The organism is Paraburkholderia sp. (assembly GCF_047605525.1).
Taxonomy (GTDB): domain Bacteria; phylum Pseudomonadota; class Gammaproteobacteria; order Burkholderiales; family Burkholderiaceae; genus Paraburkholderia.
On the sequence record NZ_JASGFN010000011.1, the window covers coordinates 24,275 to 37,026 of the forward strand.

Consider the following 12,752-nt stretch of genomic DNA (forward strand, 5'->3'; position numbering starts at 1 on the left):
GGAATGGTTGGCAGGGTCATTAGAAGACTGGGTTCACTGGTCTACGACTATCCGAAAGTATCGGAAGATGTCGAGCGAGCCGGGCGTTTCGGCCGGCTGAAGATCGCGCTCGTCACGGACTATTTCACGGCCGACTGTCTGTCCGCCGAATGCCGTGTGCGCGTGATGACGCCCTCGAATTACCGTGACGTCATTAGCCACTGGAATCCGGATCTGGTGCTCGTCGAATCGGCCTTTCACGGCGTGGATGGAAGCTGGCGCTACGAACTGGCGAAGCAGCCAAAAATTCTGCGCCTCACGAAGCCGAAGGCGATTTTCCATCTGGTCGATTTCGCGAGGAAAGCCGGAATTCCCACGGTGTTCTGGAACAAGGACGACGGTCCGTTCTTCGAAGCGTTCATCGACGTGGCGAAGGTATTCGATTACGTCTTTACGACAGACGAAGAATGCCTCGAACGCTATCGCCGGCAGGTGCCCGCGCACGTGCCCGTGAATACGCTGATCATGCCGTTTCAGCCGGCGTTTCACAGCTTCACGGGCTTCAATTTCACGCGCAATGAAGTCTGTTTTACGGGCAGCTATTACCGGCGCATTCTGAATGAGCGGCGTCGTTTTCTCGACATGGTGTTCGAAATTTGCGAGCACAACCAGATGCCGCTCAACGTGTTCGACCGCAATCATGACCGGCTGTCGCGCCATCTCGAGTTCCGCTTTCCGAAGACGAGTCAGATGCGGTTGCACGGCAAGGTGCCGCACCGCGAAACAGCGAACGTCTACAAGTCGCACGTGGTTTCGATCAACGTGAATTCGGTCACGAGTTCGGCAACGATGTTTTCCCGCCGCCTGCTGGAGATTCTGGCGTGCGGGGGCATTGCGGTGACGAACCCTAGCCGTGCGGTGGATCGCCATTTCCGCGATTTCTGCCACGTTGTGAATACTTACGACGAGACGCGTGATCTGTTCGCGCGGCTGCGTCACGGACCTTCGCGGGAAGATCTCGAGCGTGCCGAGGCCGGCGCGAAATATGTGCGAGAGAACCACACATGGGCACAGAGGCTGGAGGAAATCGGCGCGGTCGTGAAGCTGTGAGGAATTGACCACGATGCTCGCGTTGCTTTCCTGGTTTTGCCAGGCAGTATTTCTCGTCGTAGTCGTCTACTTCGCGCTGTACGTGCTCCTTGAATTGCGGGTCTTTCTGATCTCGCGAAAAGTGGAGCGGCGCAAATTGACCGAACTCGCGCATTCGGCGGCCGAAGCCGACATCGAGCGCTGGCCGTCGGTGAGCGTGCTGCTGCCCATCTGCAACGAATCCGAGATGGTGGAGCGGCTGATCGACGCTGCCTGCCGTCTGCGCTATCCGTCGGGATTGCTCGAAATTCTGGTGCTGGACGATTCGTCGGACGGCACCACCGAACTCGCGCGCGGGAAAGTCGAGCATTACGCTGCGCAAGATGTCGATATTCGTCTGCTCAGGCGGCGCGACCGCAAGGGCTACAAGGCCGGCAATCTGGTCAGCGGCATTCAGCAGTCGCGCGGCGAATTCTTCGCAATTTTCGACGCGGATTTCGTGCCGCCCAACGACTTCCTGCTGAAAACGATTCCGTGTTTCAGAGATCCCGGACTGGGATTCCTGCAAACGGGCATCGGTTACGAGAATCGCGACGTGTCATTTCTCACGCGCTTCCAGGCGATGGAGATGGGCCATCAGCAATACGTGACGGTCGGCCTGAGCGAAGATGGCGACATGGCATCGCTTAGCGGCAGTTCGTGCGTATGGCGCAAGGTGTGCGTCGATGCGCTGGGCGGCTGGAACGCGTCGACGGTGACAGAAGATGTCGATCTCGGCTACCGCGCGCAATTCGGCGACTGGAAGTACGCTTATTTGCGCGACGTGGTGTCGATGTCGGTGCTGCCCGAGACCATCAGCGCATATCGCATTCAGCGCGAGCGTTGGGGGCGTGGTCTGATTCACAGCGCCTTCAAGCACCTCAAGCAGATGCTGCTGCAGCGTATGCCGTTGATGAAGCGCATGCATGCGATTTCCGTCATGTTCTCCTCGGTGCTGCTTGCATCGATTTATGTGCTGGTATTGCTGAGCTTGCCGCTCACGTACCTCGTGCATTTCGACAGCGTGGGCGTGCGTTGGGGCGCGCTCGCATTCTTCGGCCTCGTTGCGCTCTGGGGGCTGGAAAACGCATTTGCCGCGCGCAGGGGCGCGCGATTCGATAGCAGGCCGGGCGCCCTGAAAGCACTGTGGGATACCTACCGATATATCGCGATGTTCCTGCCGATGGCCTGGTATTACTTCGTCGGCGGCATGCGCGCATTGCTCGGCGTGCACGGCGATTTTCACCGGACGCCGAAGGGCCAGGACGGTTATCGCGCCACCGTGCCGCGCATCAACTCGGTGTTGCTCGCAGGCGAGATATTCACGTTCCTCTATTCGGCACTAGCGGTCTGGGTGGGGTTTCAACGCGGGAATTACTGCCTCGTTCCGCTGGACGTGACCGTGTGCGTCGGCTTCGGGATGGTGATCTACTGGTCGTGGCAGGAGAGACAGGCGCATAAGCGCGTGTAGGCAGGCGAAAGTCCCGTATCACAACGGCTGCCGTGGCGCGAAGTCGCCGCAGTCGCATCAGGGTATCGAACATGACGATGAATTCCGTCCTCGCAAACACGAAGCTGGACACGGCACGGGAGTTCGCGATCGCCTCTCCCGGTTTGTCGTTTCGCCCCGCGCGCGCAAGTGATGCGGCCGCGTGCGCACCGCTCGTATTCGCCTCGGGCGAGCACGAGTTCGAGTTTTTTATCGGCGTACCGGCTCATCAATGCATTGCGTTTCTGGAGCACGCGTTTGCGCTTTCCGGCGGACGTTTTTCGTGGCGGCGCCACGAAGTTGCCGTCGATGCGCGTGGCCAGATCGTGGCCGTTCTCGCGGCCCACGACGGGCGCCGTATACTGAGTGACGATCCGCACATCGTCTGGACGCTGCTGCGCTACTTCGGCCCGCTGCGCGCGGTACCGATGCTGTTGCGCGGCCTCGTCCTCGAAACCGAGCTGCCGAAGCCGAAGCGCGCGCAGACACTTGTTGCGCATTGTGCGACGCTGGCCGATGCGCGCGGCACGGGTGTTTTTTCCGCGTTGTTCGAACATGCAATTCGCGGTGAGGTCGCACACCAGCGCGGCCTTGAGACGGCGGATCGCGAGATCGTGCTCGACGTGCTCGTGAGCAATTCGCGTGCGGCAGCGCTTTATCGCCGGCTAGGCTTCGTCGATCTGCCGCGCCGCAAGCCGCGTTCGCCGCGTCTGCCGGCGGAACTGGAATCGGTGCGTATGTGCTTCGATGCGGGTGCACACGCGGCGCGCGTCCCGAAGTCAAAACCTGCTACGACGACATCAAAGCGACCCATTTACGGCCCGGTCGTACCACCCGGGCCGCATCCCTGATTGCGCCGTTCAGCGAAGCGGCGCGAGACGTCGCCGCTTACAGCGGCACGATGTGGCCCGGCTGCGGATGGCAGATCGGGGTATAGACCGGCCCGCAGCCGAAATGTACCGGCGGGCAGGGGTTGAAGTGCGGCGGGTTGTAAACCGGCGGCTTGCTGCCGTGGCACGACAGCGGGTTTTCGCGCGTGAAGCACGAGCTGCCGCCGAGCACGGATTGCGCAGCGGCGTGGTCGAGTGCGTCGCAGCACGACAGGTCGGTGAGGGTCAAGGTGGTCATGATGAATCTCCAGCAACGTTGGATGGGCAAGGAGCGCGTAAAGGCTCCGCGCTCGGGCGTTCCCGCTGCACGCACCATGCCATGCGGCGCGCTTGACCGCCTGTGCTGGCTCGCGCGTTGATCGGCCGCATCTGCGCATCCGAAAACTGAACGACCCCGGCCAACTTGCGACAGGCCGGTGTCGTTCAGCCGCCAACATCAGCCGCCAACACGCCGGTAGATCAGCGCGTGATCCATCCCGCCAGCAACCCCGGCAACTCAGCCATATCCCTGAACACCTGCACCACCCCCGCGCCATGCAACGCAGTCGCGCTGCTATGCCCGAGCTGCGCCGGACAATACCCGAACACCGTCGCGCCGGCCGCGACGCCCGCGGTCGCGCCGGTGACCGTATCCTCGATCACGGCGCAACGCCGCGGATCGACGCCAAGCCCGGCCGCCGCCGCGAGATAAACATCAGGAAACGGCTTGCTGCGCGGCATTTCGTGACCGCTGAAAATACGCCCTTCAAAGCAGTCGAGCATACCTGCCTTCAAGAGCTGCAACTCGATCTTGACGCGATCCGCGCCCGACGCGACCGCAATGCGCCCGTTCAGCGTGCGCTGCAACGCGCGCACCGTGTCGGCCGCGCCGTCGATCGCCCGCAGTTCGCTGTCGAGCGCCACATTACGCCGCGCGCGAAACTGCGCGAGCCAGTCGGCGGTGATCGCAAAGCCGGTGCGCGCCTCGATCAGCGCGGCTTCGTCCTTCACCATCTTGCCGACGAAAATGCGCATCGTCTCTTCGACGCTCAGGTGCCAGCCGAGCTCGCCGAGCATCTCGGTGAGCACGCGGTTCGTGATGGGTTCGGAATCGACGAGCACGCCGTCGCAGTCGAAGAGCACGGCGTCGAAGGGGAAATCAGCCATCGGGATAGAGAAGGGAACGAGATTGCGGACCGGCCAAGCATACCTCAGCGGCTACCTCGCCGGGTCGCGCATCGCGTCGGCCATCGTCCGCGCGCATCCCTGCGGCCATGCCCTGCGCATTGGCTGCCGATAGCGCGACGGATTTTTCCCGCTGCCGCGTTCAAGAAGAAACGGGGCCGTTCCTGGCTCGGCGGCCCCGGTTTTTTCTGACTCTGACAGGGAGAAACCACGATGGCCTCGAACCGCCCGAACCGGCTGCTACGTCACGTGCTCACCGCCGCGCTGTGTTGCGCCGGCACGCTGAGCGCCGCATCCGCATTCGCCGAAGTGATCATCGCGCCGATGGCGCCCCCGCCGCCGCGCGTCGAAGTCGTGCCCGCGCCGCGTGCGGGCTATGTGTGGGATCAGGGCCGCTGGCGCTGGAACCACGGCCGCTACGTGTGGGCGCCCGGCCACTGGCAGCCGGTGCGCGTCGGTTATCACTGGGTGCCCGGGCATTGGGCGCAGTATGGGCCGCATTGGCGCTGGATCGAAGGGCATTGGGCCTGAGTCCGGATGTGATCCGAATTCCGCATGAATCCATGCGCTGCCCAACCACGTGCTGCGCGTTTGAAGACGCGCGGCCTCATCCCGCTATTCAGGCAGGTTTGCGATGAAAACGCTCGTGACGATTCTGCTGGCGGCCTCGCTCGCCGGCTGTGTGGTGTATCCGGCGCGGCCGGCCTATTACCGGCCGGCAGTCGTCGTATATTGATTATTGATTGCGGTCTCGCGCCATCATGCGCGACAGGCGGCGAATCCGCGAAGCGCACGCGCGCCGTTCGATACGGCGTCCGTGCAACGATGCCGGCAGGCAAGCTGAAATCGATATGGAAGGAGCGGCACAGGTGAATGACGTTCATCCCCGGAGGCGGTCCACGCAGACGCGCGTCATGTCGCGACGGAGCCGCATGTCTTGAGCGAAGTCCCGCCCGATCCGGACGCCGAGCTGATCGCGCAGGTGGGCCGCGAGGAACCCGGCGCCGTGCGCTCGCTCGTCGCGCGCAAGCTGCCGCGGTTGCTCGCGCTCGCCACCCGCATGCTCGGCGATCGCATGGAAGCGGAGGACGTCGCGCAGGAGGTGTTCGTGCGAATCTGGAAACAGGCCGCGCGCTGGCGCGAGGGCGAAGCGAAATTCGACACGTGGATGCATCGGGTCGCGCTCAATCTCTGCTACGACCGTCTGCGTGGCCGGCGCGAAGTGCCGGACGACGAGCTGCCCGATTCGATCGATCCCGCCGCGCTGCCCGAAGCGCGGCTCGAAGCGCTCGCCGAGAGCGCGCGCGTGCGCGCGGCACTCGCCGCGTTGCCGGCGCGACAGCGCGAAGCGCTCGTATTGACCTATTACCAGGAGATGTCGAATATCGACGCCGCCGCCCTGATGGGTGTCAGCGTCGATGCGCTGGAAAGTCTGCTGGCGCGCGCACGCCGCAATCTGCGCGCCCAGTTGACCGGCAGCGGTCTTAGCAAGGACAAGTCATGACGCCCGAAAGATTCCATCAGATCGTCGCAGCCTATGGCGCCGACGCGCGCCGCTGGCCGGAGCGCGAACGCGCGGACGCGAACGCGTGGGCACAGTCGCATCGCGCCGAAGCCGAGGCGCTGCTCGGCGACGCGGCCGGCCTCGACGCGTGGCTCGCGATCGACAGGGTCGAGCCGCCGAGCCTCGAACTGCAACGCCGGATCGTCGAGGCCGCGCCGCATAGGCGACCGGCCGCGCGCCGGCGCCTGTGGTGGTCCGGCGCGGCGGTGGCCGGCGTCGGACTGCTCGGCGGCATGGCCGGCGCGTTCGCGGTGTCGTTCTTCGTGCTCACCGAGAACCCGCCGCCGCTCGTGCATGAATCTTCCTATCTGACTTCGAGCTTCGGCGGCACTTCCGCCGATTGGAGCGGCGAATGAACGGCCGGTCGTGGAAATTCGCGCTGTTGGGCTCCGCGGCGCTCAACGTGTTTCTGCTCGGCGCGATTGCCGGGGGCGCGTACCAATGGTTCGCCGCGCACGGTGCGAATCAGCCGGCGGCCGCGCAGCAGCGCGCGCTGCGTTTTGCCGCGCAACCGTTGCCGCCCGAGCGGCAGCAGGCGTTTATCGACGGTCTGAAGAACGCGCGCCGCGAAGGGCGGCAGTATGCGCGCGAAGGACGGGAGGGGCGTCGCGAGGTGCTGCGTCTGCTCGCGGCGCCGCAGTTCGATCGCGCGGCGCTCGATGCCGCGCTCGCCCGCACCCGTTCGGCCGACAGCAACCTGCGCGCGATGGTCGAGGCGAGCGTCGCGGATTTCGCGGCGACACTCTCGCCCGCGGAGCGCGTGGAGTTCGCCGATAGCCTGAAGCAGCGCGGGCAATGGCGCGAAGCACTGCCGGCGCCGAATGCGAAGAAGCCGGCGAGCGCGCCGGACAGCGCGTCGGCCAACCCGGCGGCGGACGACTGAAAATGACGGACCGCGGCGACGGATTGCGCTGTGCCGGCCGTTTAACCGGTATTCGAGCGTCTTCAACGCCGACGAGGATCGTATGGCCAACTCACCGAACCTGAATGCCGCGGCGATCGCGCTGAACCGCTTCGGTCTCGGCGCGCGCGCCGACGACACCCCGCCCGCCGATCCGAAAGGCTGGCTGCTCGCGCAGTTCGAGCACTACGAGCCGCGGCCGGCCGCATGGTCGAGCCAGCCCGATTCGATCGCGCTGTCGACGGAACTCGTGCAGCAGCGCATGCAGTTCAAGCAACAGGCGAAGGGCAATGCAGGGACGGCGAGCAACGCGGCCGCGAACATGGCCGGTAATCAGCCCCAAAACCAGGCCCAAAATCAGGCCGACAATCAACCCGATGCCCAGACGGCGAAACAGGCCGAACGAAAAGCATTGCGCGTCGAAATACTCGACATGTACCGCTCGTCGGTCAATGCGCGCGTCGCAAGCGCCTTGACCACGCCGACGCCCTTCGTCGAACGGCTCGTGCATTTCTGGGCGAACCACTTCGCGGTATCGGTGGACAAACCCGGCGTCGCCGCGCTCGCCGGTTCGTTCGAGGCGGAAGCGATCCGCCCGCACGTGCTCGGCCGTTTCGAGGACATGCTCGTGGCGGTCGAGCGTCATCCGGCGATGCAACTGTTTCTCGACCAGGCGCGCTCGGTGGGGCCCGACAGCATGGCCGCGCTGCGCGCCGCGCAACGCAATCCGGAGAACAAGCGCGGGCTCAACGAGAATCTCGCGCGCGAGATCATGGAGCTGCATACGCTCGGCGTGCGCAGCGGCTATAGCCAGGACGACGTCACCGAGTTCGCGCGCGCATTGACCGGCTGGAGTGTCGTCGGCAATCCAGCCAATGCAGGCGGCCGCGGGCCGCGGCAGAACGCCGAACCCGGCAGCTTCGTGTTCCGTCCCGCGCTGCATGAACCCGGCTCGCGCACGATCATGGGACGCCGCTACGACGAACCCGGCGAACAGCAGGCGCTGGCGATCCTGCACGACCTCGCGAGTTCGCCGGCCACCGCGCGGCATATCGGCGCGAAGCTCGCGCGCCATTTCGTCGCCGACAATCCGCCGCCCGGCGTGAGCGAGCGCCTCGCCGACGCGTTCGAGCGCGGCAGCGGCGATCTGCCCACCGTCTATCGCGCGCTGCTCGAGATGCCGCAGGCGTGGTCGCCGGCCGCGGTGAAGTTCAAGACGCCGTGGGAGTGGACTATTTCGTCGATGCGCGGACTCGGCTGGCACGACCTCGGCAATCTGCAGAGCGCGCCGATTCTCACCCAGCTCGGCCAGCCGGTGTGGCGCCCCGGCTCGCCCGCGGGCTACGACGATATCGCCGCGAGCTGGGCCGCGCCCGATGCGCTGGTCCGCCGCGTCGAAGTCGCGCAGCGTTTCGCCGCGCGCGTCGGCGACCGGCTCGATGCGCGCACCCTCGGCCACACACTGCTGGCAGGCTCGCTCAGCGAGCCGACGGCCAGCGCGGTGGGGCGCGCGGAAAGCGCTTCGACCGCGATAGCGCTGCTGCTCGTATCGCCCGATTTTCAACGGAGATGAATGCCATGCTGTCACGCCGCCAATTTCTGAGCGTCGCCGCCGCCGGCGCCGGCGCGTTGCTCGTGTCGCCGCGCATCGCGTTCGCGCACGTCGCGACCGAACGCCGTTTCGTGTTCGTGATCCAGCGCGGCGCGGCCGACGGGCTGAACATCGTGGTGCCGTACGCGGATCCCGCTTACGCGACGTTGCGCGGTCCGCTTGCGATCGACGCGTCGGCCGCGCCGCATCTCGATGGCACGTTCGCGCTGCATCCGGCGCTCGCCCAGCTCGCGAAGATGTACGCGGATCGCGAGGCGCTGTTCGTGCACGCGGTCGCGTCGCCGTATCGCGACCGCTCGCATTTCGACGGACAGAACGTGCTGGAAACCGGCGGCGCGTCGCCGTATCAGGTGAAGGACGGCTGGCTGAACCGGCTTGCCGCGCAGTTGCCTGCCACGCGCGAAACCGCGATCGCGTTCGCGCCGACCGTGCCGATGGCGCTGCGCGGGCCGGCCGCGGTGACGTCCTATGCGCCATCGGCGTTGCCGCAGGCGCCCGACGATCTGCTCACGCGCGTATCGCAGTTATACGACCAGGATGCGCAACTGCGGCCGCTGTGGGAATCGGCGATGGCCGCGCGCGGCCTCGCGGGCGATGCCGGCGCGCGTCAGGACCCGGCGAGCCTCGGCAAGCTCGCCGCGAGTTTTCTCGCGCGCGACGATGGTCCGCGCATCGCGATGATCGAAACCGGCGGCTGGGACACGCACAGCGCGCAGAACGCGCGGCTCGCGAATCAACTGAAGGCGCTCGACACGATGCTCGCGGCGTTACGCGACGGGATGGAGACGTCGTGGAGCCGGACCACGGTGCTGGTGGCGACGGAGTTCGGCCGGACCGCCGCGGCGAACGGCACCGGCGGCACCGATCACGGCACCGGCTCTGTCGCGATGCTGCTGGGCGGTTCCGTGCAGGGCGGTCGCGTCATCGCGGACTGGCCGGGCCTCGCGTCGCATCAGCTATATCAGGGGCGTGATCTGCGGCCGACCGCGTCGCTCGATGCGTTGATCGCCGGCACCGCGAGTGAAAGTCTCGGGCTCGATCCCGAGCGCACGGTGGCGGCGCTGTTCGGGCGGACGGGAGCGGGCAAACCGGTGACGGGGATCGTGCGAACGGCGTGACGCCGCAAGCCCGGTTCTACTACTGCGACTACTGCGCCGGGCGCGCCGCCGCGTGCGCGGCATGCACCGAATCCGTTCCGACACGATGATAGCGACGGCCGTAATAGATCAGCGCGTCCCGCTCGCCGTCATGCGTGCGCGCGGCCTTCACCGCGCAGAAGAACACCGTATGCGTGCCGACCTCGGTTACCGATTCGATCTCGCAGTCGAGCGACGCAAGCGCGTCCTGTAGCACCGGTGCGCCGGTCGCGAGGCGCTTCCATTGCGCGGCGGCGAAGCGCTCGCCGATCGGCAGCGTGCCGCTTGCGAAGTGCGCGGCAAGCGTCTGCTGTTCGGCGCCGAGCACGTTCACGCAGAGCTTGCCGTTGGCGCGGAACGCCGCGTTGTTGCGACTGCCGCGATTGATGCAGACGAGCAGCGTGGGCGGTTCGTCCGTGACACCGCAGACCGCCGATGCGGTGCAGCCCGCCAGCCCGGCTTCGCCGTCGCTCGTGATGATGTTGACGGCCGCGCCGAGCCCGGCCATCGCGTCCCGGAACGTGTTCCTGTCAAGCATGGGCGCCTCTTCTGAAAAGTCCTGCCGCCGCTGGGGCGTGCCGCCCGTGGTACCGCAGGTGCGAGTGATGTGCGTCATACGCGCGATTTGTGTGCGGTGTCATCTGCGGGCGCCGCCGCGCATGCGGGCGAACGAAAGCGCGCCGCCGTATGGCTTTCGGGCAGACGTGCGTGGCCGAACAGCTTTTCGCGCAGCGTGCCGTCGCGATACGCGCGCTTGTACGCGCCGCGTTCCTGCAGAAGCGGCACGACGAGTTCGATGAAATCGTCGAAGCACTCGGGCACGACGGTGCGCGACAGATTGAAACCGTCGACACCGGTTTCCTCGGTCCACCCGATCAGTTCGTCGGCGATTTTTTGCGCCGAGCCGACGAGCGGCCGCTGACGGCTGCCGAGCACCATCTGTTCGAGCAGCTTGCGCCTGGTCCATTGCGGACCGGCGGCGCGTGTCATCGCCTCGACGTTCGATACGATCGCCTGGCTCTTGCCGGTCTCGATCGGCTCGTCGAGATCGTAGCGCGCGAAGTCGATGCCGAGCGAGGCCGCCGCGTGCACCAGCGCCGCTTCCGAACTCACATAGCGACGGTACTCTTCGAACTTCTCCTCGGCCTCGCGATCGGTGCGGCCGGTAATCACGGTCTGGCCGAGCAGCACCTTGATGTCGTCCGCGCGGCGGCCGCCCGCGACCGCGTGCGCGCGGATATCGTCGACGATCGCCTTGACCGCCGGCTTCGCCTGGCCATTGACGAACACGCATTCCGCGTGCGCCGCCGCGAACTGCTTGCCGCGCGCGGAGGAGCCCGCCTGGTAGAGCACCGGCGTGCGCTGCGGCGACGGCTCGGCGAGATGCATCGCATCGACGCGATACTGCTTGCCGTGGTGATGGATCACGTGGACTTTCGACGCATCCGCATAGACGCCGCGCGCCTTGTCGCGCAGCACCGCGCCGTCTTCCCAACTGCATTCCCACAGCTTGTAGACGAGCTCCATGTATTCGTCGGCGAGGTCGTAGCGGTCGTCGTGCGCCATCTGGCCGGTCAGGCCGATCGCGCGCGACGCGCTGTCCAGATAGCCGGTCACGATGTTCCAGCCGACCCGGCCGCGCGTCAGATGATCGAGCGTCGACATGCGGCGCGCGAACAGATACGGCTGCTCGACCGACAGGTTCGACGTGACGCCGAACGACAGATGACGCGTGACCGCGGCCATCGCCGGAATCAGCAGCGTCGGATCGTTGACCGGCACCTGCACCGCGCCGCGGATCGCCGCGTCGGGGCTGCCGCCGTAGACGTCGTAGACACCCGCCACGTCGGCGAAAAAGATGCCGTCGAACAGACCCGCCTCGAGCTTGCTCGCGTAGTCGGTCCAGTACTGCAGGTCCGTGTAGCGCGCGGACTGGTCGCGCGGATGCGTCCACAGGCCTTGCTGGATATGGCCTACGCAGTTCATGTCAAAAGCGTTGAGAACGATTTCCTTCGGCATGGCGGTTTCCGGCTGGGTTGGACGGGTGAGAAGCGAAGAGGGCGTTTGGGCGATGCATCGGTTCATGCAACCCTGTCGGGCCCGGTTTTGTTTAATATAGTGGACGAAAAATCACTATGCAAGACATTGTTGCCCCTTGTTGGCCGCCGCCGGCAGTGGGACTGGGCGAGGTGCCGGTCGCGCCGGCGCGCCGATATAATTTTGCGGTGCTCACTCTTGCCCAGACGACTCCACCATGTCCGAATCCTCCGCCATCGATCTGACCCAGGCGATCTCCGCGCGCGTAAAAGTCGAACGCGAGGCGCGCAACTGGTCGTTGAGCGAACTGGCGGAACGCTCGGGCGTATCGAAGGCGATGATCAGCAAGATCGAGCGCGGCGAGGCGAGTCCGACGGCCACGGTGCTCGGACGGCTGTCGGGTGCATTCGGGCTGACGCTGTCGACCCTGCTCGCGCTGGCCGAGCAGACCGGCGAGCGGCTCGTGCGCCATGCCGATCAGGCGCTCTGGCAGGACCCCGAAACCGGCTATACGCGGCGGCGCATCTCACCGCCGACCGGCGGCGTGCTGGAATTGCTCGAGATCGAACTGCCGGCGGGCGTGAAGGTGCCTTATCCGTCGGATGCGTTCGTGTTTCAGCATCAGCAGATCTGGGTCATGCAAGGGGTGCTGGTTTTCCGCGAGGGCTCGCGGACGTATCGGCTCGAAACGGGGGATTGTCTGCAACTAGGCGCGCCGGTCGAATGCGAGTTTTTCAATGCCGGCGATGACGTATGCCGTTACGTGGTAGGTCTGGTGCGGCGCTGAACGTTCCAGATAGCAGGAGATTGCGGGATGAAGGGAGGCGCCGCGTGCCGCCTGTTTGCGACTCT

At 65.7% G+C, this 12,752-nt stretch carries 13 protein-coding genes and 1 pseudogene; 10 read left to right on the forward strand and 4 right to left on the reverse strand.

Features of this window, described 5'->3' with window-relative positions; translation table 11 throughout:
• Positions 1-3: 3 nt before the first annotated feature.
• The 3 genes from QM685_RS16950 (at position 4) to QM685_RS16960 (ending at position 3,447) form a co-directional block, all read left to right on the forward strand.
• Positions 4-1,089 (forward strand): CgeB family protein, encoded by a 1,086-nt coding sequence (locus QM685_RS16950; protein WP_415117532.1) that lies wholly within the window; start codon positions 4-6, stop codon positions 1,087-1,089.
• 13 nt (positions 1,090-1,102) lie between these two features.
• Positions 1,103-2,578 (forward strand): glycosyltransferase, encoded by a 1,476-nt coding sequence (locus QM685_RS16955; RefSeq protein WP_415117533.1) that lies wholly within the window; start codon positions 1,103-1,105, stop codon positions 2,576-2,578.
• Positions 2,579-2,655: 77 nt separating this feature from the next.
• Positions 2,656-3,447: a GNAT family N-acetyltransferase gene (locus QM685_RS16960; protein ID WP_415117757.1), complete on the forward strand. Its 792-nt coding sequence runs from the start codon at positions 2,656-2,658 to the stop codon at positions 3,445-3,447.
• A gap of 37 nt (positions 3,448-3,484) precedes the next feature.
• On the opposite strand, the gene QM685_RS16965 is transcribed toward QM685_RS16960, so the two are convergent.
• Together QM685_RS16965 and QM685_RS16970 are read right to left on the reverse strand one after the other, a co-directional pair.
• Positions 3,485-3,724 (reverse strand): hypothetical protein, encoded by a 240-nt coding sequence (locus tag QM685_RS16965; RefSeq protein WP_415117534.1) that lies wholly within the window; start codon positions 3,722-3,724, stop codon positions 3,485-3,487.
• Between the two features lie 221 nt (positions 3,725-3,945).
• Positions 3,946-4,632 carry an HAD family hydrolase gene (locus tag QM685_RS16970; protein ID WP_415117535.1) on the reverse strand — a complete coding sequence of 229 codons (687 nt, stop codon included), beginning with the start codon at positions 4,630-4,632 and terminating at the stop codon, positions 3,946-3,948.
• A gap of 231 nt (positions 4,633-4,863) precedes the next feature.
• On the opposite strand from QM685_RS16970, the gene QM685_RS16975 reads away from it, so the two are divergent.
• From QM685_RS16975 to QM685_RS17000, 6 genes and pseudogenes are all read left to right on the forward strand, one after another.
• Entirely contained in the window at positions 4,864-5,181 is a 318-nt protein-coding gene (locus QM685_RS16975; RefSeq protein ID WP_415117536.1) for a hypothetical protein, read from the forward strand.
• 388 nt (positions 5,182-5,569) lie between these two features.
• A pseudogene (locus QM685_RS16980) lies at positions 5,570-6,154 on the forward strand (RNA polymerase sigma factor); the annotation flags it as partial.
• On the forward strand, positions 6,151-6,570 hold the full coding sequence (locus tag QM685_RS16985) for a hypothetical protein (protein ID WP_415117537.1): 420 nt from the start codon (positions 6,151-6,153) through the stop codon (positions 6,568-6,570). The pseudogene QM685_RS16980 and the gene QM685_RS16985, both read left to right, overlap by 4 nt.
• Entirely contained in the window at positions 6,567-7,097 is a 531-nt protein-coding gene (locus QM685_RS16990) for a periplasmic heavy metal sensor (protein ID WP_415117538.1), read from the forward strand. Before QM685_RS16985 ends, QM685_RS16990 begins: the two co-directional genes overlap by 4 nt.
• A gap of 82 nt (positions 7,098-7,179) precedes the next feature.
• Positions 7,180-8,688 (forward strand): DUF1800 domain-containing protein, encoded by a 1,509-nt coding sequence (locus tag QM685_RS16995; protein ID WP_415117539.1) that lies wholly within the window; start codon positions 7,180-7,182, stop codon positions 8,686-8,688.
• 5 nt (positions 8,689-8,693) lie between these two features.
• Complete coding sequence (locus QM685_RS17000) at positions 8,694-9,845, forward strand: DUF1501 domain-containing protein (RefSeq protein WP_415117540.1); 1,152 nt, start codon at positions 8,694-8,696, stop codon at positions 9,843-9,845.
• Between the two features lie 28 nt (positions 9,846-9,873).
• Here the strand turns inward: QM685_RS17000 and QM685_RS17005 are convergent, their stop codons facing one another.
• The gene (locus QM685_RS17005; RefSeq protein ID WP_415117541.1) at positions 9,874-10,401 is read right to left on the reverse strand and encodes a flavin reductase; all 528 of its coding nucleotides are present in this window, start codon (positions 10,399-10,401) and stop codon (positions 9,874-9,876) included.
• Positions 10,402-10,475: 74 nt separating this feature from the next.
• A complete protein-coding gene (locus tag QM685_RS17010) occupies positions 10,476-11,882 on the reverse strand; it encodes an LLM class flavin-dependent oxidoreductase (protein ID WP_415117542.1) in 1,407 nt (468 codons plus the stop codon).
• 235 nt (positions 11,883-12,117) lie between these two features.
• Here QM685_RS17010 and QM685_RS17015 point away from each other — a divergent pair, with 235 nt between their 5' ends.
• A complete protein-coding gene (locus QM685_RS17015) occupies positions 12,118-12,687 on the forward strand; it encodes a helix-turn-helix domain-containing protein (protein ID WP_415117543.1) in 570 nt (189 codons plus the stop codon).
• The last annotated feature ends 65 nt before the right edge of the window (positions 12,688-12,752 follow it).

Excerpts from the sequence above, each read along its gene's own strand:
- QM685_RS16950 (WP_415117532.1), top strand. The coding sequence starts at position 4 with ATGGTTGGCAGGGTCATTAGAAGACTGGGTTCACTGGTCTACGACTAT.
- QM685_RS16955 (WP_415117533.1), top strand. The coding sequence starts at position 1,103 with ATGCTCGCGTTGCTTTCCTGGTTTTGCCAGGCAGTATTTCTCGTCGTA.
- QM685_RS16960 (WP_415117757.1), top strand. The coding sequence starts at position 2,656 with ATGAATTCCGTCCTCGCAAACACGAAGCTGGACACGGCACGGGAGTTC.
- QM685_RS16965 (WP_415117534.1), bottom strand. The coding sequence starts at position 3,724 with ATGACCACCTTGACCCTCACCGACCTGTCGTGCTGCGACGCACTCGAC.
- QM685_RS16970 (WP_415117535.1), bottom strand. The coding sequence starts at position 4,632 with ATGGCTGATTTCCCCTTCGACGCCGTGCTCTTCGACTGCGACGGCGTG.
- QM685_RS16975 (WP_415117536.1), top strand. The coding sequence starts at position 4,864 with ATGGCCTCGAACCGCCCGAACCGGCTGCTACGTCACGTGCTCACCGCC.
- QM685_RS16985 (WP_415117537.1), top strand. The coding sequence starts at position 6,151 with ATGACGCCCGAAAGATTCCATCAGATCGTCGCAGCCTATGGCGCCGAC.
- QM685_RS16990 (WP_415117538.1), top strand. The coding sequence starts at position 6,567 with ATGAACGGCCGGTCGTGGAAATTCGCGCTGTTGGGCTCCGCGGCGCTC.
- QM685_RS16995 (WP_415117539.1), top strand. The coding sequence starts at position 7,180 with ATGGCCAACTCACCGAACCTGAATGCCGCGGCGATCGCGCTGAACCGC.
- QM685_RS17000 (WP_415117540.1), top strand. The coding sequence starts at position 8,694 with ATGCTGTCACGCCGCCAATTTCTGAGCGTCGCCGCCGCCGGCGCCGGC.
- QM685_RS17005 (WP_415117541.1), bottom strand. The coding sequence starts at position 10,401 with ATGCTTGACAGGAACACGTTCCGGGACGCGATGGCCGGGCTCGGCGCG.
- QM685_RS17010 (WP_415117542.1), bottom strand. The coding sequence starts at position 11,882 with ATGCCGAAGGAAATCGTTCTCAACGCTTTTGACATGAACTGCGTAGGC.
- QM685_RS17015 (WP_415117543.1), top strand. The coding sequence starts at position 12,118 with ATGTCCGAATCCTCCGCCATCGATCTGACCCAGGCGATCTCCGCGCGC.